17 protein-coding genes and 1 pseudogene are annotated in these 24023 nt (G+C 42.6%); 7 read left to right on the top strand and 11 right to left on the bottom strand.

All coding sequences use genetic code 11. The features are described 5' to 3' along the window. Window positions 1-10: 10 nt before the first annotated feature. Entirely contained in the window at window positions 11-304 is a 294-nt protein-coding gene (locus ACFGVS_RS28600) for an NTF2 fold immunity protein (RefSeq protein ID WP_439696554.1), read from the bottom strand. Window positions 305-454: 150 nt separating this feature from the next. Continuing rightward, window positions 455-1816: a pyridoxal-phosphate dependent enzyme gene (locus ACFGVS_RS28595; protein ID WP_439696553.1), complete on the bottom strand. Its 1362-nt coding sequence runs from the start codon at window positions 1814-1816 to the stop codon at window positions 455-457. Window positions 1817-2055: 239 nt separating this feature from the next. Here ACFGVS_RS28595 and ACFGVS_RS28590 point away from each other — a divergent pair. Beyond that, window positions 2056-5901 (top strand): annotated as a pseudogene (locus tag ACFGVS_RS28590) (carboxypeptidase-like regulatory domain-containing protein); the annotation flags it as partial. A 132-nt stretch (window positions 5902-6033) separates the two neighbouring features. Beyond that, window positions 6034-7905 (top strand): alpha-2-macroglobulin family protein, encoded by a 1872-nt coding sequence (locus ACFGVS_RS28585; protein ID WP_439699270.1) that lies wholly within the window; start codon window positions 6034-6036, stop codon window positions 7903-7905. Between the two features lie 117 nt (window positions 7906-8022). Here ACFGVS_RS28585 and ACFGVS_RS28580 read toward each other — a convergent pair whose 3' ends face one another. From ACFGVS_RS28580 to ACFGVS_RS28545, 8 genes are all read right to left on the bottom strand, one after another. Continuing rightward, complete coding sequence (locus ACFGVS_RS28580) at window positions 8023-8877, bottom strand: AMP nucleosidase (RefSeq protein ID WP_274209181.1); 855 nt, start codon at window positions 8875-8877, stop codon at window positions 8023-8025. A gap of 279 nt (window positions 8878-9156) precedes the next feature. Beyond that, window positions 9157-10395: an ATP-dependent Clp protease ATP-binding subunit ClpX gene (gene clpX, locus ACFGVS_RS28575; RefSeq protein ID WP_090648477.1), complete on the bottom strand. Its 1239-nt coding sequence runs from the start codon at window positions 10393-10395 to the stop codon at window positions 9157-9159. Between the two features lie 173 nt (window positions 10396-10568). After that, window positions 10569-11297, bottom strand: a complete 729-nt coding sequence (locus ACFGVS_RS28570) for an ATP-dependent Clp protease proteolytic subunit (RefSeq protein ID WP_090649479.1) — start codon at window positions 11295-11297, stop codon at window positions 10569-10571. Between the two features lie 310 nt (window positions 11298-11607). Beyond that, the gene (gene tig, locus ACFGVS_RS28565) at window positions 11608-12963 is read right to left on the bottom strand and encodes a trigger factor (RefSeq protein WP_274209182.1); all 1356 of its coding nucleotides are present in this window, start codon (window positions 12961-12963) and stop codon (window positions 11608-11610) included. A gap of 266 nt (window positions 12964-13229) precedes the next feature. Further along, window positions 13230-14207, bottom strand: coding sequence for a c-type cytochrome (locus ACFGVS_RS28560; RefSeq protein ID WP_274209183.1), 978 nt, complete (start codon window positions 14205-14207; stop codon window positions 13230-13232). A 38-nt stretch (window positions 14208-14245) separates the two neighbouring features. Beyond that, a complete protein-coding gene (locus tag ACFGVS_RS28555) occupies window positions 14246-14968 on the bottom strand; it encodes a head GIN domain-containing protein (RefSeq protein WP_439696552.1) in 723 nt (240 codons plus the stop codon). Window positions 14969-15102: 134 nt separating this feature from the next. After that, window positions 15103-15708 carry a GIN domain-containing protein gene (locus tag ACFGVS_RS28550; protein WP_439696551.1) on the bottom strand — a complete coding sequence of 202 codons (606 nt, stop codon included), beginning with the start codon at window positions 15706-15708 and terminating at the stop codon, window positions 15103-15105. A gap of 358 nt (window positions 15709-16066) precedes the next feature. Then, window positions 16067-16669: a GIN domain-containing protein gene (locus ACFGVS_RS28545; RefSeq protein WP_439696550.1), complete on the bottom strand. Its 603-nt coding sequence runs from the start codon at window positions 16667-16669 to the stop codon at window positions 16067-16069. Window positions 16670-17043: 374 nt separating this feature from the next. Here ACFGVS_RS28545 and ACFGVS_RS28540 point away from each other — a divergent pair, with 374 nt between their 5' ends. From ACFGVS_RS28540 to ACFGVS_RS28530, 3 genes are all read left to right on the top strand, one after another. Next, window positions 17044-17538 carry a hypothetical protein gene (locus ACFGVS_RS28540; RefSeq protein WP_439696549.1) on the top strand — a complete coding sequence of 165 codons (495 nt, stop codon included), beginning with the start codon at window positions 17044-17046 and terminating at the stop codon, window positions 17536-17538. Between the two features lie 227 nt (window positions 17539-17765). Next, a complete protein-coding gene (locus ACFGVS_RS28535; RefSeq protein WP_090648444.1) occupies window positions 17766-18707 on the top strand; it encodes a hydroxypyruvate isomerase family protein in 942 nt (313 codons plus the stop codon). Between the two features lie 49 nt (window positions 18708-18756). After that, a complete protein-coding gene (locus ACFGVS_RS28530; protein WP_439696548.1) occupies window positions 18757-19914 on the top strand; it encodes a M28 family metallopeptidase in 1158 nt (385 codons plus the stop codon). Between the two features lie 86 nt (window positions 19915-20000). Here the strand turns inward: ACFGVS_RS28530 and ACFGVS_RS28525 are convergent, their stop codons facing one another. Further along, window positions 20001-21695: a chloride channel protein gene (locus tag ACFGVS_RS28525; protein ID WP_177183806.1), complete on the bottom strand. Its 1695-nt coding sequence runs from the start codon at window positions 21693-21695 to the stop codon at window positions 20001-20003. 264 nt (window positions 21696-21959) lie between these two features. Between ACFGVS_RS28525 and ACFGVS_RS28520 the strand changes: the two genes are divergently transcribed. Next, on the top strand, window positions 21960-23141 hold the full coding sequence (locus tag ACFGVS_RS28520) for an AIR synthase related protein (protein WP_439696547.1): 1182 nt from the start codon (window positions 21960-21962) through the stop codon (window positions 23139-23141). Between the two features lie 136 nt (window positions 23142-23277). After that, complete coding sequence (locus tag ACFGVS_RS28515; RefSeq protein ID WP_439696546.1) at window positions 23278-23967, top strand: sterol desaturase family protein; 690 nt, start codon at window positions 23278-23280, stop codon at window positions 23965-23967. Window positions 23968-24023 lie beyond the last annotated feature (56 nt).

The raw sequence follows: 24023 nt of genomic DNA, 5'->3' as shown, positions 1-24023 counted from the left end.
TCTCGTGATTTTACTTATAATGCGTCAATTTTATAACCCTACCATCTTTAGCAGCCATAATTATAACAAATGTGCCGCCGAAATATCCCTTGGGCAAGGTTCCTGTCAACACCCAGTAGCCATCAACAGCATCAACTTTGTAGGGCTTTTCGCCCAATATCTCATCCTTGCCATAAACTTTAAATAAAATAGGCTCTGCAACAGCAACAGCCGTGGCAGAATCCGGGATAATCATATCAACTACCCGCTGATTTTTTTTATTGGTAACTGCTTTTTTTATTTCTGTTCTCCAAAACTCAGTCACTTCTTTATCCTTTTGTTGAGCAAAAGAAAATATGGGAACGAATAGAAGGCATATAAGCAGACATTTCATACCCAAATATAAACTAAAAAAGGTGCCATGCCCCAGCACAACACCTTTATCTTTTTACCTTTCGCCTTTTACCTCAGGAGGTTAGGCCGATATTGCATTAATAATATCATACTGCGTAATAATCTCAATTTTGCCGTCTTCGCTTTCAACCAGTACGGCAATGTTTTCCTTATTGATCATGCCCGAGATGCGGTCGATAGAGGTATTCAGATCAACAAACGGGAACGGTGCGGTGGTAATATTTTTAACCGGCTGCGATTTGATAGACGGGTTCTCTAACAGCGAATTCAGGATATCACTTTCGGTTATCTTACCTATTACCATGCCTTTTTGGGTGACAGGGATTTGCGAGATATTGAGCGATTTGATAGTGTTGATTGCTTCCAGCACCGATTTTTCACAGTCGATGGTGATAATTTCCTGTACATCTTTTTTGCCGATGATGTCGCGGGCAGTAAGTTTACCATCTTTCAGGAAACCGCGGTCGCGCAGCCAGTCGTCGTTATACATTTTACCCAGGTAGCGGGTACCGTGGTCGGGGAAGATGATTACTACTACATCACCCTCTTTAAACCTGTCTTTCATTTGCAGTGTACCGGCCACTGCCGATCCTGTTGAATTGCCGGCGAAGATGCCTTCCTTGCGGGCAATTTCGCGGGTCATGAGGGCTGCATCTTTATCGGTTACTTTTTCAAAGTGGTCTATCAGGCCAAAATCAACGTTTTGCGGTAAAAAGTCTTCACCTATACCCTCGGTGATGTATGGGTAAATCTCGTTTTTATCCATAATACCGGTCTCCTTGTATTTTTTAAATACCGAGCCGTAGGTATCAATGCCTAAAACCTGGATGTTTGGGTTCTTCTCTTTCAAATAGCGGGCTGTACCCGAAATGGTGCCGCCGGTGCCCACCCCTACTACAAGGTGTGTAATTTTACCTTCGGTTTGCTCCCAAATTTCGGGGCCGGTTTGCTCATAGTGCGCCTGCGAGTTGCTCAGGTTATCGTACTGGTTGGGTTTCCAGGAATTGGGCACCTCGCGCTCTAAGCGGGATGATACCGAGTAATACGACCGCGGATCTTCCGGCTCAACATTGGTTGGGCAAACAATTACCTCGGCGCCAAAGGCGCGCAGGGCATCAAATTTTTCTTTTGATTGTTTATCGGTGCTGGTAAAAATGCACTTGTAGCCTTTTATCACCGCCGCAATAGCCAGGCCCATGCCGGTATTGCCCGATGTACCTTCAATAATGGTACCGCCGGGCTTTAGTTTACCGCTTTTTTCGGCATCCTCAATCATTTTAAGGGCCATACGGTCCTTAATGGAGTTGCCGGGGTTGGTTGTTTCTATTTTGGCCAAAACCGTTGCCGGGATGTCTTTGGTTACCTTATTTAACTTAACCAGCGGCGTGTGGCCAATGGTTTCTAATATATTGTTATACCACATAAAATTAAAAATCTACTAATCCGGTGTACTAAGCGGGATTACGGCTCAAAAATAGTTTTTATAAACTGAACTTTCTTTATGGAAAAGTAAATAGATGTGCATCATGTGGGAGTAATGAGTGGTGAGTTCTGAGTTTTGAGTTTTAAAAAGTCCGTTACGCGCTTCATACCTAAAATTCATGACCCGACACATCCAACTTTGAGCTTAAGACCGTCATTAAACAATTAACTTAACCCATTATGTTATCACTTTATAAAAAGATTTTATTGCTAACCATTGTTCCGTGCTTTATTGTGGGACATGTATTAGGGCAAAAACTGCTTACCCCAAGCAGGCAAAGCAGTTTTTACACCTATATCTATAAAATTGGGCCTGACGATGTACTCCGGTTTTACAAGTACCCCAGCCGGCAGCCCGACGAAAACATACTGCATAATCCGGTTGACTCCTTCAAAACCGACGATAGCTGGAAAAACAATCTCCCGGCAGGTAATTATTTAAAGGTGTATGTACAAAAAAACAAATTGTGGTATAAACTTATTGAAAACCGCTCGGCTTATTTAAAGGTGATGCGTAATAATTATGACCTGCGCTTTATATTAACCGATAAACAAGGCAGCCCTATTAATAACGCCGTTGTAACGTTTAATAATAAAATGGTAGCCTATGATGCCAAAAACGGCTTATATGTAGCCAATCAATCAAAAAAAGACACCGTATTAAAGGTTGATTATGCCGGGGTTAGCAACTATTTTTCTGTTAAGCAGGAGAAACCTTACCAATATCGTCGCTACGGCAGGCAAAACAACTGGCTTAAGCGAAACTGGTACGCAGTGAAAAGGTTATTCAAAAAGCATTACAATTATCCGCAATCGTCGGCCTATAGCCACATGGGCTTCATAGTATTCAACAAAGCCATATATAAGCCAAACGATACCGTAAAATTCAAGGCCTATATATTAGGGCGAAAATCAAAACAAGCGATAAATGTCCCCCAATTACTGGTGCGGTTAAAGGAACGAAATGACAACGACGGTAAAGTTATTGGCAAGGTTAACGGCTACCGTAATGGAGCCTATGAATACAGCTTTGTTTTAAATGATAGCCTGAAACTTTCACTTGATGAGGATTATACCATTTCGCTGGAAGATCCATCGAGCCTTAAATATGATCTGGACAAATACGACGGCGATGACGAAAGGGCCTTTCTATCGAAAAGAAAAGTTTATTTAACGGGCGATTTTAAATACGAGGAATACGAATTAAAATCAATTAAATTCAGTACCAGGGTTGATAAAACAGCGCATTCGCCAGGCAACCCGCCGGCACTTTACCTAAAGGCCGTTGACGAAAATAATTTACCTGTTGCCGATGGGCGGGTTACCATAACATTGCTTTCGCGGGGCACCAACCGGTTTCAACCGGAGCAACTTTTTGTACCCGATACCTTATGGACGCATAAAATGCCGCTTGATCCCATCGGCGAAACCAAATTAATGATCCCGGATTCCATTTTCCCTAAAGCTGATATCAGCTACGAGATCAGTTCCGAATTTTTAAACAGCAACAATGAAAGCCAGTCTGATGCACAACAGATGACCTATACCGATAGCAGGTACCACATAGAATCGAAATTAAACGGCGATACTTTAATTGCTACCTACTTTGATAACGGTAAGGAAACGCAAGCTACCGCCATCATCAGCGCCCTGGATGCCCAAAACGATACTATATCTAAAGTAAAGGTAATGCTGCCATCTAAAACCATCATCAACCCCAATGCCTACAGTTATAATATTGAGACAGATAGCGCATACAGCGATCTTGATTTGAAGGATAGCGAAAGCGGAATTTCCGTATCGGGCTACCGCACCGCCGATTCGCTGTTTGTTAAAGTTGAAAATGAGCGCCACCTGCATTTCTGGTATTCCGTTTTCGCGGGGCAAAAACTTATAGACGGCGGACAGGCCGATAAGCTTACCTACGCAAAGGCTTACAGCGATAAAAACAATGTAAATTTCCTGGTTCATTATGTTTGGGCCGGCGAAAGTAAAACCGAAGCTACCGACATCATTTACCGGGATAAACTGCTTACTATCAACGTTAAGCAGCCGGTATCGGTATATCCGGGCCAGCGGGTTAAAACAGATATTGTGATTACCGATAACGAGGGCAAAGCCGTTGCCAATGCCGATTTGACGGCATGGTCGATGACCAGCAAATTTACCGATTATAAAATACCCTTTGTACCTTACATGGGCAAAACATACGCCTACCGGAAACCTAAAAAGCCGTTCAATATCCTGAAAACAGATAGCGAAGGCGCATTGAAGCTGAACTGGGACCGCTGGGGCCGTGAAATTGGGTTGGACAGCATTACCTACTTCCAGTTTACTCACCCGGGTAAAATTTACCGGGTAGAAGAAAACATTGCAGATACAGTTACACAGGTGGCCCCCTTTGTGGTTAAAGATGGCGATATTTTGCCGGTACATATCCTTTATATCGATGGCAGGCCGGTTTACTTTGATCAAACCCAGCAACTGAAACGTTATAGCTTTGCGGTAACGCCGGGCAGGCACATGCTGCGTTTCAGGACCAGCCATCAAAACATTTGGGTTGATAGTGTAATGGTGGAACGATCAAAAAAACTCATTATCAGCGTAAATGCAGCCAAGGCAAATTCGACCCCGGTATCTGATACGCTGAGCAGTTATGAATCGGACCTGATCAATAAATACCTGATTACGGTTACCAACAACTTTGGCGTTAAAATGGCGCTCCTGCAACAAAACGACCGCCTGTTTATGCTGAACCCGTTAACCGATTACAGGAACAGCATCCTTACCGGGCCATTAGCCAATAACTTTGCCGTCCTTAATGTAACCGGGGAAAAAGACCGTCTGTTTGAAACTGAACCTAACTATAACTATTTATTTGAGCCGGGCCTGCTCAAGCAAAAAAGCATCCCGACAACCTATCCGTTTAACCCGGTGTTATCATCTTATTCAGGCGAACCGGATTACACCCAGCATGTGCTCAGCAAAAATGAGGCGACGGACATCTGGCAACAATACCTCGATCTGCGCAGCAGCACGCAGCAACTGTTCAGCAACGATTTTTCAAACGGCGTAGGGGGCAATCTGAGCTTCGAAGTTAATCAGCCTAAAAACCATAGCCTGCTGGTAAAAAACGTAATTGTGTACAAGTATAACGATCCGGATTTTATACAAATTTACCCGGGTAGTACCACCAATATCTACCGCCTGGCAGCCGGCGAGTACCGCATTATGTTTCTGTTAAAAGGTGATGTATATGACCTGATAGAAAAAGTAAATATCAGGCCTTATGGCACCAACTATTATAAGTTTGATATTTTGCCCACTCATCCTAAAGATTCGGTAAGCATCAAAATTGGCAATATCATCAATAACAGGACCGCAGGGTACAACTATAAAGATTATGCCATTGAAAATGATGCCTTAAAAATAAAAGAGGCTTTTAACGATAAGTATTTAAACACCGATAATTTCAGTAACATGATGACCGGTATTATTACCAGCGTTGATGATAAATTGCCGATACCTGGTGTTAGCGTAAGAGTAAAGGGAACTTCAACAGGTGCTGTAACCGATGTGAACGGCCGCTTTAAGATCAGGGTACCGGCCAGCGGTAAATTATTGATCAGCTTTATTGGCTACGAGCAAAAAGAGGTTGGCATTCAGCCGGGAACTACGGTAAGGATTAACCTGAAAGCTTCAAGTAATGCGCTTAACGAAGTAGTGGTTATTGGTTATGGCATCGCATTAAGAAAAAACCTAACCGGATCAGTAACTACGATATCTGACCTGCAAGGCCAGGTTGCCGGGCTGGTGGTAACAGACGGCGCACCCGGTGGTGGGGTTTCTATTCGGATTCGGGGAATGTCGACCAACTCATCAGCCAAGCCATTAATTGTAGTAGATGGCGAAATTGTAGAGAGTATGGATGGTATAGACAAAGAAAGTATTGGAGAGATAAGCGTATTGAAAGATGCTGCAGCTACCGGCATTTACGGCGCCCGAGCCGCCAACGGTGTAATTGTAATCAGGACTAAACCAAAGCCAGGTGCGCCTGTAAATAAAGCAAATGACGCCAGCCAGCCCGGCAGCGAACTTTCGCTGCGCAATAACTTTTCTGATTATGCGTACTGGCAACCAAAACTTACCACTAATGAATTGGGCAAAGCCAGTTTTACAGCAACATTCCCGGATGATATTACCAACTGGCGTACATTTATTATTGGTATTTCTGATAAGCAGCAAACCGGTTTTGCCGAAAACAGCATCAAGGCATTCAAGCCGCTAAGCGCCAATTTCATTGCCCCGCAGTTTGCGGTTGCAGGAGATGAGGTGAGCCTGATTGGCAAAGTAATGAACTATAATTCTACCAATGTTAAGCTTACCCGTACATTCACATACAATGGCAAACAGCTTAAACAGGATGGGCTTGAAGTTAAAAACTCAAAAATAGACACCCTTGGTATTATTGCTTCGCCTACCGACAGCCTCAGTTTTGAATACACCATAAAACGCGATAACGGTTATTTTGACGGGGAACGCCGCAAAGTGCCTGTTATAAAACAAGGCGTTGAAGAAACCAAAGGCATATTTGAAGCACTGAACAGCGATACTACCGTAAACCTGGAATTCAATCCGGCAATGGGGCCGGTTACTTTCCGGGCCGAAGCTTCCGTGCTACCAACACTGGCAGAGGAATCGCGTAAATTAAGGGAATACAAATATTTATGTAACGAACAATTGGCCTCAAAATTAAAAGGCCTGTTGGCCGAACGCCGGATCAAAAAATTCCTGGGCGAAGAATTTAAATACGGTAAAAACATACAGGAGGCCATTAAAAAGCTACAGGAAAACCGTAAAACCAACGGCACCTGGGGCTGGTGGAAAGATACCGACGAAGAGCTTTGGATTAGCCTGCACGCGGTAGAGGCTTTGTTGGGTGCGCAAAAAGAAGGCTATACGGTTCAACTGGATAAACAAAAGCTTACAGACTACCTGGTTTATCAATTGGAAAGCTACCACGGGGCCGATAAACTTACCTGCCTGGAACTGTTACACAAGCTGGAAGCTAAAATTGACTATCAAAAATACATCGATATCATCGAACGAGAAAACAACGTCTTAAAACAGAAAACCGGATTCCCCTTATCTGGTTATGATAAATTCAGGCTGATGCTGGTGAAGCAGGAAGCAGGCTTGCCGGTTAAGCTGGATAGTTTGTTTGACAAACAACATCATACCCTATTTGGCAACATATACTGGGGCGACGACAGTTATCGTTTCTTCGATAATTCCGTTCAACTGAGCATACTGGCCTATCGTATCATCAAAGCGGACGGCAAACACCCCGGGCAACTGCGCAAAATACAAGGCTACTTTTTAGAGCAGCGCAGCCATGGCGAATGGCGCAATACTTATGAATCGGCCCTGATACTGGAAACTATCCTGCCCGATTTGTTAGTTGCTGATAAACAGGTTAAGCCATCGGCCATCACTATAAAGGGAGCTACCACGCAAACCATCAATACCTTCCCTTACTCTGCCACCTTTAAGCCGGAAAACATCAGCGTTAGCAAAACCGGCAGCTTGCCCGTGTACATCACCGGTTCGCAAAAATTCTGGAATAACGCTCCCCAAAAGGTAAGCAAGGAATTTATCGTAGATACCTGGTTTGAGCGGAAAAAACAAAAAGTCACCAGCCTGAAAGGCGGCGACGTTGTACAACTAAAAGCCGAAGTAAACGCTAAAGGCGATGCCGATTTTGTAATGATAGAGATTCCTATCCCGGCAGGATGCTCCTATGAAAGTAAGGACCAGCCATGGGGTAACAATGAAGTTCACAGGGAATACTTTAAAGAAAAGGTGAGCATATTTTGCCGCAAGCTTAAGCAGGGCAAATATACTTTCACCGTAAACCTTATCCCCCGTTATGATGGCAAATACACGCTAAACCCGGCTAAAGCCGAAATGATGTATTTCCCGGTGTTTTATGGCAGGGAAGGGATGAAACGGGTAGTTGTGGGTAAATAAGCACACCCGACTTCCGCCCGTCATTGCGAGGCACGAAGCAATCCCCTACATGCTAAGTCCCACATAGTTCGGGATTGCTTCGTACCTCGCAATGACGATCTTTTTTAATGAACCATCCTAAAACTTCAGGTGCTTAACCGTTAACCCATTATTAATTAACTGCTTTAACGATTCAATACCAATTTTCAAATGGGTTTCAACATATTGCTCGCTTACAACAGAATCACTTTCAGCTGTTTTTACACCTTCGGGGATCATTGGCTGGTCTGATACCAGCAGCAGTGCTCCAGTAGGTATCTTGTTAGCAAAGCCGGTGGTAAAAATGGTAGCGGTTTCCATATCTACGGCCATGGCGCGTAAATCTTTCAGGTATTTTTTAAATACTTTATCGTGCTCCCAAACGCGGCGGTTGGTGGTATAGCAGGTACCTGTCCAGTAATCGCGGCTAAAGTCACGAATGGTGGTTGATATGGCTTTTTGCAAGGCAAATGATGGCAATGCAGGCACTTCGGGCGGCAGGTAATCGTTTGATGTACCTTCGCCGCGGATGGCAGCTATCGGCAGTATCAGGTCGCCTACATTGTTCTTCTTTTTAAGGCCACCGCATTTGCCCAAAAATATAACCGCTTTGGGATGTATGGCGGTAAGCAAATCCATTACAGTTGCCGCAACAGAGCTGCCCATACCAAAGTTAATAATGGTAATGCCATTGGCGGTAACGCTTTGCATGGGTTTCTCGAGGCCCATTATTGGCGCGTCATCATTCCACTGGCTAAATAGTTGAATGTATTTTGAGAAATTGGTTAGGATAATATAATCACCAAAAGCCTCCAGCGGGCGGCCGGTATAGCGTGGCAGCCAGTTGGCCACAATGGCCTCTTTCGTCTTCAGTCCTGATTTTACCGGCGACTGCACTTCTTTCACTACCGGTGCATCGGTAGGGTTCTTTTTTGCATTTAATTCTTCGTTCATATTAAATAATTTTTTGTTTTAACCAGCAATGGCAGCCTGTTGGGGCTGCCTTAGTAGGTTATCAGTTTGCAGTTGGCGGTGGGCAGTTGCCAGTTTGCAGATCGCAGTTTACAGTTATCAGTTTGCGGTTACATATAAAACTATGCCTACTGCAAACTGCCAACCGTGAACTGCCCACTGAGAACTGCCCACTGCAAACTGTCAGATACAACAAACCCCGGCGTTTCACCAGGGTCTGTGTTATTTTAGTAAAGATAGCTTCGGAGATTTACCTGCAGGTTAAGCTACTTTTAATTTTTTCAGATCCGATTTTTCAAATTTCTCGTGGGCGTAATCCAGCGTGATATGCAAGCGTTTCACATCTTTTTTTGATGGGAACTCAAACATCGCATCTATCATAATCGCTTCACAAATTGAGCGCAGTCCCCTTGCCCCCAACTTAAATTCCATTGCCTTATCAACAATAAATTCCAGCACTTCGTCTTCAAAGTCCAGTTTTACCCCTTCGTATTCAAACAGCTTTTTATATTGTTTTAACAACGAATTTTTAGGTTCGGTTAATATATTGCGCAGGGCGGCTCTGTCAAGCGGGTTCAGGTAAGTTAATATAGGCAAACGGCCAATTAGCTCGGGTATCAAGCCAAATGATTTTAAATCCTGCGGGGTGATGTACTTGTACAGATTTTTCATATCTATCTCGCCATCATCGCGCTTTAATTTATAACCAACTGTTTGGGTACGCAGGCGGTTGGCTATCTTCCGGTCTATACCGTCAAATGCGCCACCACATATAAACAGGATGTTGCTGGTATTCACCGTGATCATTTTTTGATCGGGGTGTTTACGGCCGCCCTGGGGTGGTACGTTAACCATTGTACCTTCCAGTATTTTCAACAGGGCCTGTTGTACACCTTCGCCGGATACATCGCGGGTTATGGAAGCGTTATCGCTTTTGCGGGCAATTTTATCTACCTCATCAATGTATACAATGCCTTTTTCGGCCAGGGTTACATCATAATCGGCAGCCTGCAATAAACGGGTCAGGATGCTTTCCACATCTTCGCCTACGTAACCAGCTTCGGTTAGCACGGTGGCATCGCAAATACAAAACGGAACGTTTAATATTTTCGCCATGGTTTTGGCAAGCAATGTTTTACCTGTACCTGTTTCGCCAACCATAATGATGTTTGATTTTTCAATCTCAACCTCATCCTTATCAATACGCTGGTTAAGGCGTTTGTAATGGTTATATACGGCTACTGATAGTATCTTTTTGGCATCATCCTGACCAATAACATATTGATCGAGGTGAGTTTTGATTTCGTACGGTTTAAGCAAGGCAGGCGCCAGTGGCGACGACTTTACTTTACGTACCTTTAACTCCTCAGCTAATATTTCATTAGCCTGGTTAACGCACTTATCGCAGATATGAGCGTCGAGCCCTGCAATCAACATCAGGGAATCCTGTTTACCGGCGCCGCAAAATGAGCACCTGATTTCCTTACTGCTTTTATTCATCTGATTCGTTTACTTAATCAAAATTAGTTAATTGGAGCGAGAAAACAAAGAGGAGCAGTCCGAAAGTCGGAAAAGTCGGGAAGTCCGAAAGCAAAAACTCACTTTCAGACTTTCGGACTTCCCGACTAAATACTTCCGGACTTTCCCGACTTTCGGACTTTCCGTCTTCAGACTTATTTCCCTTTATTTCCTCTTAAAATTTCATCTACCATACCAAATTCTTTGGCTTCTTCGGCAATCATCCAGTAATCACGGTCTGATGCATCCCAAACTTTTTCGAATGAGGCTCCGCTATGATCGGCAATTATCTGGTACAATTCTTTTTTCAGTTTAGTGATCTCATGGTAAGTAATCTCAATATCTGATTGCTGACCCTGCGCACCTCCCGATGGCTGGTGTATCATCACCCTTGCATGTGGCAATGCAGCCCTTTTTCCTTCGGTACCAGCTACTAATAATACAGCGCCCATTGAAGCGGCCATACCTGTACAAATAGTTGCCACATCATTTGAAATGAACTGCATGGTATCATAAATACCTAAACCGGCATATACCGAGCCACCAGGTGAATTGATATAAATCTGGATATCGCGTTTAGCATCAGCCGATTGCAGGAATAGCAATTGAGCCTGAATAATGTTTGCAATATTTTCATAAATCGCATCGCCAAGGAAAATAATGCGGTCCATCATTAAACGCGAGAACACGTCCATCTGGGCAACGTTAAGCTGGCGTTCTTCAATAATGTAAGGCGTCATGCCGGTTGGTACCGTGGTAGCAATACCTTGCGGCATGCGGCGGCTATCAAAATTTCCAAGATATTTATCTACAAAGAGGCTGTTTATCCGGTGGTGTTTAACAGCGTATTTTCTGAATTCGTTTTTATCGATATTATTACTCATGGTGTTTGTGTATGTTTTATTTTTAGATGCAGGCATTTTACCTGCGGATAAATATAGTTTTTAGTTGAATACAATTTTAGGAAGATAGTTTGTATAAAGTAAAAATTATTTGTGTGGTGAATGGAGTCGGGAAGTCCGAAAGTCAGCAAAGTCCGAAAGTTAAGAAAGTATGCTGTTTTGTAGCAGGCCGACAAGTCAATAACTTCCAGACTTTACTGACTTCCGGACTTTCTAGCTTCCAACTCTATCTATACACCAAAAGCAACCTTTTGAGTTGCTTTTGGTAAAATATATTTCAAAATTGTGTTCCTTATTTTTCAGAAACCAATTTATTAAAATCAGTAAACAGGATGTCTTGTTTATCTAAAGTGATTACGCTTTTGATATAATCAAACACCTTTAATGCTTTTACTTCTTCGAATATTTTGTTAGCATTCTCTTTGTTTTGCAGGTATTGTACAGTGTACTGGGCTAATTGATCTTCAGGGATAGCCTGTGGGCTGTACATTCTGAACTGCTGATCTAACCTTACTTTTGCAAGCGCGAAAACTTCATCGTATTTAATTTCGATTTTGTTATCGGTAATTATTTTGTTTTCAATCAAAGTCCATTTAAGGTTTTGAGCAAAATCATTATAACCGCCTTCCAACTCTTCTGTAGTTAGTTTTTCGTTGGTAGCTTTCAACCAGCGTTTCAGGAAATCGTCAGGTAAATTAAAGTCAACTTTAGCAATAGCGGCTTTGTAGATATCGTCCTGCAATTTGCGTTCGCTATCCTGCACCATCATTGTTTCAAGTTCTTCGGTAATTTTAGCTGTAAATTCTGCCTCGGTTGTTACTACACCTTCACCAAATAATTTGTCAAAGAACTCCTGATTTAAATCGCCTTCTTCCAAACGGTTAACGTTTTTAACAGTTAGCTGGAAGTTCGATTTTAAATCGGCCGCTTCGTTTTCTTCTATCTTTAATAAACCGGCAACCTTGGCTGCGTCGTTATCATAAGCTTTTTGAATATCAAACGTCAATACATCGCCCTTTTTTAAACCAATTAATGAAGCTTTAATGGCTTCGTCTTTAATTTGGTCTAAACGTACAGATGCTGTATTGTTTATACCACCCTCAAAAACACTACCATCCGGAGAAAGCTGGACTAATTCGCTGTAAAGAACGTCATCGTCTGCCGATACGTCAGGATTTGTCATTTTGCCATAGCTACGGCGAATATTTTTGATACGTGAAGCCAATGTTTCGTCGTCAACTTTAATTACGTATTGGGTAACTTTATCTGTTGATGAAAAATCAATATTAAATTCAGGCGCTAAACCCAATTCATAATTGAACTCAAAATTGTCGGCAAAATCCCAGTTGTATTCTTTTTCGTTATCAGTTTTTGGCAAAGGCTGGCCTAATACGCGCAGGTCCTGTTCTTCAATATATTTGGTTAAGGTATCTTGTAATAAGTTATTGATCTCATCAACCAAAATACTTTTACCGTACATTCTTTTTATATGTGATGCTGGCACCATGCCCGGGCGAAAACCTGGTAATTTTGCTTTTTTAGCGTTTTCTTTTATCGCTTTATCAACACGTGGCTGATAATCGGCAGGATCGATATTGATCTTAACAACTGCATTCAGGGCATCTACTTTTTCCTGTGTAATATTCATCTTTTTACCGGGTATTTTAATTGATCCATTGAAATGTAGACCGAAAATAACTTGCGGACTATACAAATTTCGAGGCGCAAAAGTATGAATTTATTTTTAATTAAAACTCCTGCCCGCAAAGCTTTTGATCCTCAAAAGCGATTCTTGATTTGTGCTATTTTATTTATCCAAACTACAACATCAGTATACCACCGCACAAAAACCCGTATGTGGCGGGGCGTTTCGGCCTGAATATGTTGCGCAACTTTGCTTCGCTTAAATCCCCCTTACTTGGCCACAAACTTCACAAACTGGTTTTTAACCGGTTTAATGGTTTTAACATACGCGTAAATAGCTTCCAGGTCACTTGTTTTTAAGCCGGCGTATTTGTACCAGGGCATAATAGATTGGTATTCGTGTGGTTTAACACCCATGGGGCCTTTGGTACTATCGGCATAAGCCTTAAATCGGTTTACAAATTGCTCTTTTGTCCAGCTGCCCAGGCCTGTTTCCTTATCGGCTGTAATATTTGACGATTTTACGGCGCCATAACCCGGTATTACAAATTCGCGCCCGCCGGCATATTCCAAACCCGGTATTATTTTACCTTTATCTACCTGGCTGTGGCATTCCATACAAGCTGCCGAGGTAACCAGGTATTCGCCATATTTAAGGGTATCCCTTTCATTTGGGCGCGTGCCTAAACTTGCCTTTTGCGGCATGGTGTGTACCAAAATATTCAAGGGGAAATCGAGTGTACTTTTGGGATAATCTGCTTTTATTGGTTTAAGTGAGCGGATATAGGCTATGATACTGTAAAGATCCTCCCGATCCATTTTTGAATAATAAGGCCAGGGCATCAGCGGGAATATAGCCGAGCCGTCTTTTTTTACACCCGTGGTGATAGCCCGAAACAGTTCGCCATCTGTCCATCCGCCCAAATTATATGGTGTAATGTTGGGTACTTCTACATTACCCGGGAAACCAACAGCGGCGGTAAATTTTTCGCCGCCTTTGCCTTGGGTGCCCTCCAGCATGGGTCCGGCAAATTTTGTCCAGTCGCGGGTAGAGTGGCAATCCATACACAGGGCTACATGATTTGCCAGGTATTTGCCACGCTCAATGCGTTGTGGCGTGGCTTCTACTTTAATGTCTTCGGGTTTGCCCACATTGGGCAGCGCAAGCGTAATGTATGATACGCCTGCAATAACAATTAAAACTACAGCTATTACTATGTAAGCTGTATACTTTAAAAACTTTTTCATGATAAGATAATGGTAGGTATTTCAATTTAATGTTGACATTAGTCGACTTTTTTTATGCTTGATGCACCAGATTTATCGTTATTTACGGTTGCGGGCGAACCTTTATACTCAATTTCGGAAGCGCCGCTGGAGTGCACCTTCAACGTTTTTAATACATTGATTTTGCAGTTGCTTACACCCGAAGTATTAATTTCATAATCGCCAACCACAAATTCAAAGCCGTTAATCTTGGTGGCGCCGCTTGATTCTACGTTATGCGATGCCGCCTGCCCTTTCAGGTTTAATTCGCTCATACCGCTGCTTTCTGTTTTTACGTTGGCTGCATTCAGATCAAGGTTTACCTTGGTAGCGCCGGATAAATCGAATTTAAAATCACCGGCATTTATTTTTCCGTCTGATGATACTTCAACCGCGCCCGATGCGCCTATTTCTTTCAGGTTATGAACACCAACGGTAATCTCGATATGATCGTCGCAAAAAGATTTTTTTGATTTGATACGTAACTCGCCGTTTTCAACAGAAGTTGATACGTATTTAAGTAGGTTATCATCGCCGGTGATGCTGATTTTTAGCGAACTATCCTGTTTTAAAATCACTTTAAAAGCGCCTGCAATATCTACCTTGGTAAATTCTTCGGCCTGGCGGTTTTCGGTGGTCATGTTACCAGAACCACGCACGCAATGAAAGCGGCATGATGAAAATATACTTATAGATACAACAATGGCAACTAAAGCTGCAATATTCAGGTTAAATTTTTTCATAGTGTTTTGATTTTTTTTTGACGTTGGTTTGGACAGAGATGTTACATCAAAATTAAAAAAAGCTACCATATTTTAAATGATAGCTTTTCAGAATATATGATGGACTTTTGCAAAAGTTACTGATGCTTATATAATTACAAACCGGCTAACTCGTTTTCGTTTTTGGCAGATGTGATACCGGTTAATTTATCGGTATAAGTGGTGGCTGTAAAGTTGTTGTTATTAACGCTTGATTGCAGGTTATGGTTAAGGGTATAAACTTCTGTAGTACCTGCAAGTTCAATTTTAGCATTGTTGCTTACGTTTACATTGGTGTTATAGGTATCTAAATCTAATTTAGCAGTAGCGTTGTTGCTCAGGTTAACATCCAGATCAATGGCAGATAGTTTGCCAAATGATTTTACTTCGGCGTTATCATAAGCGCTGATGGCGCGCAGGTCATTTGCAGTAACCCAAATCACTAATTTTTCGTTGCTGTATGATGCAATGCGCAGTACACCTTTTGAGCTTTGTACCAATGCGCCTGATGCGTAATATTTGTTGTAAACCTTAACCTGATCGGCAGTGCCGGCAGATACATAAAGCTCAACATTACCGCGAACTTCGATTTTGTTGATGTTGCTTACATCGGTTAATACGGTAGCAACAGTTTGAGTATTTTTTGTAGATGCAAAAGTTGAGTTTGTTAAACCAGCTACTAAAACTAATGAAGCGGCGATGGTGAATAATGTAGTTTTCATGATATTAATATTTTGATTGTCAAGTAATTGTATTGTGTTATTTTTAAATACACCAATAAGACGCCGCCATTTTTAAAACGTTACAGCCGTTTTTGATGAATTAGATGTACACCCGGTTTTCATCGGCGAACGTGGTGAAATCATCGGTGAATGGAGGAAATATTTTTAAAGTATCAAGGATAGTATCAAGTCGCAAGTATCAAGATTTTGGGATCACCTGGGCTTGCAGCTGTCTTGATACTTGTGACTTGATACCCGATACTATTCTTAGTCCCCCTCAAAACAAAAAAAGCCATCATATATAAATGATAGCTTCATGTAGTAGTATATGATGGACTTTTGCAAAGTCTTAGGAGATTTAGATACCCGCTAAGTCGTTGTTTTGTTTGGCGGGGCTGTTGGTTACTTTATCGGTATAGGCCTGGGCAATAAATTTGTTATTGTTTACGCTTGATTGGGTATTGTGGTTTAAAGTATAAACTTCGGCAGTGCCCGATAATTCAATTTTTGATTTATCGCTTGTGTTTACAGTAGCAGTATAAACATCCAGTTTCAAATTAGCGGTAGCATTGTTATGCAGGCTAACTTCCATTTCGATGGCAGACAGGTTGCCGAATGATTTAACTTCGGCATTGTCATAAGCGCTGATAGCCGCCAGATCATTTGCTGTTACCCAAACCACTAATTTTTCGTTGCTGTATGATGTAATACGCAATACGCCTTTTGAGCTTTGTACCAGGGCGCTCTCGGCGTAGTACTTGTTGTAAACCTTCACCTGGTCAGTGGCGCCGGCCGATACATAAAGTTCAACGTTACCGCGAACTTCGATTTTGTTGATGTTGCTTACATCGGTTAATACGGTGGCAACAGTTTGGGTATTTTTTGTAGATGCAAAGGTTGAATTTGATAAACCAGCTACTAAAAGCAATGAAGCAGCGATGGTGAATAATGTAGTTTTCATGATATTAATATTTTGATTGTCAAGTAATTGTGTTTTGTTTATTTTGAATACACCAATAAGACGCCCCCATTTCCCATACGTTACAGCTGTTTTTGGCCAATTAGATGTAAGCCCGGTTTTCGTCGGTAAACAACGGATTAAAGCCGGTGAATTGGGAATATTTTTTTGCTTTTACTGATGCCTGGTTAGCCAGGCGGCAAACAATGGATGGAAAAACCCGGGGGAAGGGCATTGAGATTTCGACAAATCAATAATTTATTATCTAACAAATAGCATCACGAATATTTAACTTAAAATGTAATTTATTTCCATTATTATTAAATATCTTCGCCGGAGTTATTAAATATTAAAAATTAAACTTAAACCTGCAACAAATGAAAAAGATCAAGAGCCTTTTTTTATTAACACTTGCCATTGGCGTAATTACGTTAAACTCCTGCTCAAAGGATAAAGACAATACCGTAATATCAACAACAATTACTGCCAGCATCGACGGAACCGCCACAACTTTTAACAACGCGTTTGCAATAACCGGTACCGTAGGCGGCGAAAAATTCACCAACGTTCAAGGTACAGCATCAAATAAAGCGGTTATTTCGATAACGCTTAATGGTACCATCACGGCAGGTAAAACGTATACCTCGACAGCTGCAGCAGTAAGCGACAGGCCTTTACTTTTATATGCGCCCAACGATACCGACGACTATTTAAACGACGATAGCATTAGCGCCAAAATAGTAACCGTAACTGTAACATCTATCAGCTCGACTAACATACAGGGTACATTTAAAGGTAATGTTACCGCAGGTTCTGGTAAAGTTAAAGCTATCACCGATGGCAAATTCAACGTTGCCTTAACAGGTAAATAAATACAGGCCTAAAAAAATAAAAGAGGCTGTCCTATCCCGGGGCAGCCTCTTTTATTTTTTATCATGTTAGTCGATTACAACTTACATCTTTTTCATAAAATTTGTAAAACGTATCCGTTTTTTTAACTGCTGGTCTTCCTGATTGCCTATACATCCACTTTTGATTTTTTATTGTTGAATTTTGCCTTCAATAAAACTATCTTGCCTGCTCAAACCAATTCAGGCCTATGAAACGCAGAAACTTTGTGCAAAGCTCGATGCTTGCGGGCGCATCATTATTAAGTACCGGTGTATTAAATGCGGCTACACTTACCGGCTGTGCCGATCCGGCTGGTGTGGCAACAACCGCCGCCGATAAGCCTTTCAATCTTAATTATGGCATTCACGATGGGATGTTTAAAAACCATGCCGGCGATAATTTTGTTGAGCAGATAAAATTTGCATACGATAAAGGCTTTCGCTCCATCGAAGATAATGGCATGAGCCACCGTACCGAGGATGAGCAGAAAAAAATAGGCGATACGCTGGCTAAACTGGGCATGACTATGGGCGTATTTGTTCAGCCAGGTTTGGGCAATGATAGCAACATGCTGGCATCCGGCAAGGCCGACCAGGTAGAGAAATTTATTGCATCGTGCAAACAGGCGGTAGAAATAGCCAAACGCATCAACAGCAAACTGGTAACTGTTGTACCCGGCGATTTTGTGCGCAACCTGCCCATTGGAATACAAACCGGCAATGTGATAGAAGCTATTAAAAAAGGCACCGCCATTTTAGAGCCCCACGGCGTTATCATGGTGCTTGAGCCGTTAAGCGATAACCCCGATCTTTTCCTGCGTACACCCGACCAGGCTTACGCCATTTGCAAGGCCGTGGGCAGCCCGTCGTGCAAAATATTGTATGATATGTACCACGTACAGCGCAACCAGGGCAACATTATCCCTACCCTTGATTTGGTTTACGACGAAATAGGCTACTACCAAATTGGCGATAACCCCGGCCGCAAAGAACCTGGCACCGGCGAGGTAAATTATAAAAATATATTCAAACACATTTATAACAAGGGCTATCGCGGCGTTTTAGGCATGGAACACGGTACCGCCGGGCAGGGAAAAGATGGGGAACTGGCTTTGATAAAAGCTTACAGGGAGGCTGACAGTTTTATGTAGCATTTCCTATAATTTGCTGCCACAATAACATTTACCTGCATCGTTATAAATGAAATTTAAACTTACCCTGCTGTTGCTTTTTATATCGGGCACCACATTTGCACAGGACAGCGTGTTTGCCCGTAAACTGGTAGATACCCTTACTTCTCCCTATTTTTGGGGCCGTGGTTATACCCATGATGGCGTGCATAAGGCTGCGGCATTTATATCGGCACAGTTTAAAAGCTATGGGGTAAAACCAATGGCGGGCAAAAATTACCTGCAGGAGTTTAGTTACCCGGTTAATATTTTCCCCGGTAAAATGGATGTGGCCATCAACGGGGTTGAGCTTATCCCCGGCAAAGAGTTTATTGTGAGCCCCGATAGCCGTGGCGTAACAGGCACAGGCAGGCTGGAACAAACCGATAGCACTCATTTTGTTGATAAACAAAACCGTGTCATTGTATCTTTAGAGGATAAGCTTACCTGGTCGGTTGAAGGCAAGGCGTTGGATTTTACAGTGATACAGGTTGATAAAAAGGCGCTGAAACAGGCACCCTCTTCGTTAACTGTAGCTATAGAAAACAAACTCATCCCCGATTTTAAAACAGCCAATGTTTGTGGAATAGTAAAGGGAACGGTTAAGCCCGATTCGATGATAGTGATTACCGCCCATTACGACCATTTAGGCGGCATGGGCAGCAATACATACTTCCCCGGAGCCAATGATAATGCCAGCGGCCTAACGCAGATGCTAAGCCTGGCCAAATATTACGCGGCAAACCCACAGCCCTATACCATGGCCTTTATTGCTTTTTCGGGTGAGGAGGCTGGCTTGCTGGGCTCAAAATATTTTACCGAAAACCCTCTGATAGATTTAAAGAAGATCCGTTTTTTGATTAACCTTGATTTGAACGGTACCGGCATTGAAGGGATCACCGTGGTAAACGCCACCGTTTATCCGCAGGAATTTGCCGCCATGCAGCAGATAAATAACGATAACCACTATTTTGTTAAAGTAGCCAAACGTGGCAAAGCTGCCAATAGCGATCATTATTTATTTACCGAGAAAGGGGTACCGGCATTTTTTATTTACACCATGGGCGGCATAAAAGCTTATCATGACGTATTTGATATCAGCGCCACGCTACCCTTAAATAAATACAAAGAGCTGTTTGCACTTATTGTTAAGTTCAACAGTTCGTTAATGCAAAACGCCAGGCCCTAATACCCCGAAAAAAAATGTTTTGTCGGTGCTATTTCCTTTATCGCGCTCATTTTGCCGGGAACAATTATTTTACATCCCGGTATATTTCAGATAAACAAATCACTCGCCTTATGCTGTGCAATAATAACCTCCCGATATTTACTTAGCAGGGCCGATTTGGATATAAAGCCAATGAATAAGCCATCCTTTGCTACCGGCAGCTGCCATACATCAATGGCATCAAAAGTTTCCATCACGCTGCTGACGGGTTGTTCGTAATCAATTATTGTTGGTGGTACCGTCATAATATCGGCAATGGTTTCGTCTGCTATCTCCTGGTTAAACAGGCGGCGGCGTATATCGTCAACCAATACTACTCCTTCCAATCTTCCGTCCTCTTTAAGTACCGGGAATATATTGGCATCCGTTACCGCAAGTATCTTATAAAAATCGTTAACGGTAGTTTGCTTGTCAACCGCGGTATATTTCCTATTGATGATACTATCAAGTGATATCGCGTTCAGCATGCTGTAATCCTGGCCCGGGTGGATATCTTTTTCGTGAATGAGGTGTTGCCAGTAAATATTGTGAGGCGAAGAAACGCGCGATATGATGTAGGATATAGATGATACAATCATCAGCGGAATAAATAATACATACCCCCCGGTAATTTCGGCAATCAAAAATATGGCGGTGAGTGGGGCATGCATTACGCCGCTTAACGCGCCGGCCATGCCCACTGCTATAAAATTAACGGTGTTTAAATGTATCAGCCCGGTAAGATTTACCCCATAAGCTATTGTTAGCCCTAAAAATGCACCGGTAAACATGGTGGGCGCAAACGAGCCCCCGTTGCCGCCCGAGCCAAGGGTTATACCGCTGGCAATTATCTTCATAAAAACCAGCGCGATGATAAAAACGAGCATAAACCACTGGTTTGACAGCCAGCCCGCAAATAATGATTCGTCTTTAAGCGCATCAATATTGCCATTTAAAATAGCCTGTAGGTAATGGTAACCTTCGCCGAATAATTGCGGAAACACCAAAATAATAAGGCCCAGGAACAAACCGCCTAAAAGCGCGCGCACATACCTGTTTTGTTTTTTAAGAATACCGCCCTCCAGCTTACCCCCAACTTTATTAATATATATGGCCATCCAGCCGCTAAACAGGCCCAGCAGAATGTAAAAAGGAATAGCCGTAACTACCCAACCCTCGGTAACCAGGTGGAATAACTGCCCCGAGTATAATAACTTGGACACTACAACCCCCGTTGCAGATGCAATGAGCAAAGGAATAAAAGTTGGGATGGTAATTTCGCCTATCAATATCTCTAACGAAAACAGCACCCCCGCAATGGGGCTGTTAAATACCGCCGCGATACCTGCCGATGCGCCAGCGGCCAGCAGTACTGTTTTTTCATAAGGCGTAAGCTTAAAAAACTTGCCCACGTTTGAGCCTATGGCAGCGCCTGTAGCTACAATAGGCGCCTCTAACCCCGCCGAGCCGCCAAAACCTACCGTTAACGAACTGGTTACAATATGTGAGTAAATATTATTGAGCCTGATGTTCGACCGGTTCTTTTTGATATTGGCCAGGATACTACCTATCCCCTTTTGAATTTTATCGCGATTGCCCAGATGCTGCCAGGTTACCGCTAAAAAGATGCCAAGCGCGGGCAAAAAAACGTAGGCTATGTGATAATAAAGGTGCGATGAAATATTACGGCTTACATCCTCTATAAAATGCACCAGGAATTTTAAGACAATGGCAGCAAGGCCGCCAAAAAAGCCGACAAACACACTACAATAAATTAAAAAGTTCCGTTGGCTATTACGCCTCAGGCGCCAGCGGTTTATTTTATAGGAGATTGTTTTTAACACGAATTTCACCAATTAGGTCGAATTAACACCAATTCCACCACACACTGCAAGTTATAAAATTTGATAATCATTCGTTAAAATTCATTCTACTTATAAAATCCGGACTTCATTAATTCGTGTCTGTTCAATTCAATTCGTGCAATTGGTGTATAAAATTCGCGTAATTCGTGCGTATATTTGCCCATGATTTCTTCGCAAAGATATGATCAAAGGGGTGTATCTGCCTCTAAAGATGATGTACATAATGCCATTAAAAACATTGATAAGGGCATATTTCCAAAAGCATTCTGCAAAATAGTCCCCGATATATTAACCAACGACGACGCGTATTGCAATATTATGCATGCTGACGGTGCGGGCACAAAATCGTCATTAGCGTATACTTACTGGAAAGAGACCGGCGACATATCAGTATGGCGCGGCATTGCACAGGATGCAATTATCATGAACCTTGATGATTTACTTTGTGTGGGCGCTACAGATAACATTCTGCTATCATCTACCATAGGCCGCAATAAAAACCTGATACCCGGCGAAGTTATTGCCGCCATTATAAACGGCACCGAAGAAATTTTAAGCGAACTGCGCGATGCCGGTATAGGCATTTACTCAACCGGTGGCGAAACTGCCGATGTAGGCGACCTGGTGCGCACTATCATTGTAGATTCTACCGTTACCTGCCGTATGCCGCGTACCGATGTTATCTCAAACCACCGCATCCAACCGGGCGATATTATTGTGGGTTTGGCATCATATGGCCAGGCCACTTACGAAAAAGAATACAACGGAGGTATGGGCTCAAACGGGCTTACATCTGCCCGTCATGATGTATTTAACAAAACCATCGCCGATAAATATCCCGAAAGTTATGACCCAGCCATCCCCTATGACCTCATCTTCAGCGGTAGTAAAAATCTTACCGACCTGGTTGATATCGGCAACGGCCAAACCATTACCGCAGGCAAACTGGTATTAAGTGCCACACGCACCTATGCACCTATTATAAAAGCCATACTTGATAAATACCGAAGTGAGATTAACGGCATGGTACATTGTAGTGGCGGTGCGCAAACCAAAGTGCTGCACTTTATTGATGAGCTGCATATTATAAAAGACAACCTTTTCCCTGTTCCTCCATTATTTAAACTCATTCAGCAGGAATCAAAAACCAGCTGGCAGGAAATGTACAAGGTATTCAATATGGGCCACCGGATGGAGCTTTATGTGCCTTCAGAAGTAGCTGATGATTTGATAGCCATCTCCAAAAGTTTTGGCGTTGACGCACAGGTTATTGGCCGGGTAGAAAAGGCCGACACTAAAAAGGTAACCGTAACATCGGAGTTTGGGGTGTTTGAGTACGAGTAAACGGGCTCGAGGATCGGGTTGCGGGGATCGGGTGACTTAGAACGGGCTGTTGCACGTGTAAACACGATGATCATACACAAATAAATTACCAAAATCGCGAGCCGGGTAACCCGCACCGCGCCCGTTAAATCTCCCTATGCTCAGGTTTCTGTCGGCACAGCCACCATTTAACTTATGGCTCATATTTTTGACCGAAAACCTGCTGGTTACCGCAATGACTCTAGCCTTTGGTTACCTTGTACTCAAACTTAACCGCAAGCCGGTAAAAGCGGCATCACGCAACGAGGTATTGATTTGTCTGCTTACCAATTTAATTAATACAGCCATAACCTATGCCGGTTTTTGGCTTTGGCAGCATGGTTATATTGCGATGAACTTTGCAATCAATTGGTTTATCCTGGTTGATTTCGTGGCTTTATTTATGCTGATGGATCTGGCCATGTTTAGTTTCCATTACGTTATCCATCATTCGGTTATTTACAAAGCTATCCACCGTTTCCATCATCATTACGCCGATCCGATCCCCATTGATCTTTTTGTGCTGCATCCTATAGAAACTATCGGTTTTGGTTCATTATGGCTTATCATAATCGCCATGTTTAATTTAAATTTTTATGCGATTTTGGTCTACCTTACAGTAAATGTTTTTTTTGGCATTATGGGGCATTTAGGAATCGAGCCTATCCCCGCGGCTATCAGGAAAGCTATCCCTTTCCGATACCTCGGCACATCATCATTTCATCATAACCATCATTTAAATATCCATTATAATTATGGCTTTTATACCACCATATGGGATAAGTTGTTTAAAACTTATAAGGGATAAGCAAATAGTTTAATACGCTATAAAAACAAAAAACCCGGCCAAAATTGGCCGGGTTT

The organism is Mucilaginibacter sediminis (assembly GCF_051903035.1).
Taxonomy (GTDB): domain Bacteria; phylum Bacteroidota; class Bacteroidia; order Sphingobacteriales; family Sphingobacteriaceae; genus Mucilaginibacter.
The sequence above is the reverse complement of the archived record's forward strand: the minus strand, read 5'-3'. Positions and strand labels throughout refer to the sequence as shown.

Bases quoted from the DNA above. Each gene is read 5' to 3' on its own strand.
- ACFGVS_RS28595 (WP_439696553.1), bottom strand. From the start codon at position 1,816: ATGTGGTATAACAATATATTAGAAACCATTGGCCACACGCCGCTGGTT.
- ACFGVS_RS28580 (WP_274209181.1), bottom strand. From the start codon at position 8,877: ATGAACGAAGAATTAAATGCAAAAAAGAACCCTACCGATGCACCGGTA.
- clpX (WP_090648477.1), bottom strand. From the start codon at position 10,395: ATGAATAAAAGCAGTAAGGAAATCAGGTGCTCATTTTGCGGCGCCGGT.
- ACFGVS_RS28570 (WP_090649479.1), bottom strand. From the start codon at position 11,297: ATGAGTAATAATATCGATAAAAACGAATTCAGAAAATACGCTGTTAAA.
- tig (WP_274209182.1), bottom strand. From the start codon at position 12,963: ATGAATATTACACAGGAAAAAGTAGATGCCCTGAATGCAGTTGTTAAG.
- ACFGVS_RS28560 (WP_274209183.1), bottom strand. From the start codon at position 14,207: ATGAAAAAGTTTTTAAAGTATACAGCTTACATAGTAATAGCTGTAGTT.
- ACFGVS_RS28555 (WP_439696552.1), bottom strand. From the start codon at position 14,968: ATGAAAAAATTTAACCTGAATATTGCAGCTTTAGTTGCCATTGTTGTA.
- ACFGVS_RS28550 (WP_439696551.1), bottom strand. From the start codon at position 15,708: ATGAAAACTACATTATTCACCATCGCCGCTTCATTAGTTTTAGTAGCT.
- ACFGVS_RS28545 (WP_439696550.1), bottom strand. From the start codon at position 16,669: ATGAAAACTACATTATTCACCATCGCTGCTTCATTGCTTTTAGTAGCT.
- ACFGVS_RS28540 (WP_439696549.1), top strand. From the start codon at position 17,044: ATGAAAAAGATCAAGAGCCTTTTTTTATTAACACTTGCCATTGGCGTA.
- ACFGVS_RS28535 (WP_090648444.1), top strand. From the start codon at position 17,766: ATGAAACGCAGAAACTTTGTGCAAAGCTCGATGCTTGCGGGCGCATCA.
- ACFGVS_RS28530 (WP_439696548.1), top strand. From the start codon at position 18,757: ATGAAATTTAAACTTACCCTGCTGTTGCTTTTTATATCGGGCACCACA.
- ACFGVS_RS28520 (WP_439696547.1), top strand. From the start codon at position 21,960: ATGATTTCTTCGCAAAGATATGATCAAAGGGGTGTATCTGCCTCTAAA.
- ACFGVS_RS28515 (WP_439696546.1), top strand. From the start codon at position 23,278: ATGCTCAGGTTTCTGTCGGCACAGCCACCATTTAACTTATGGCTCATA.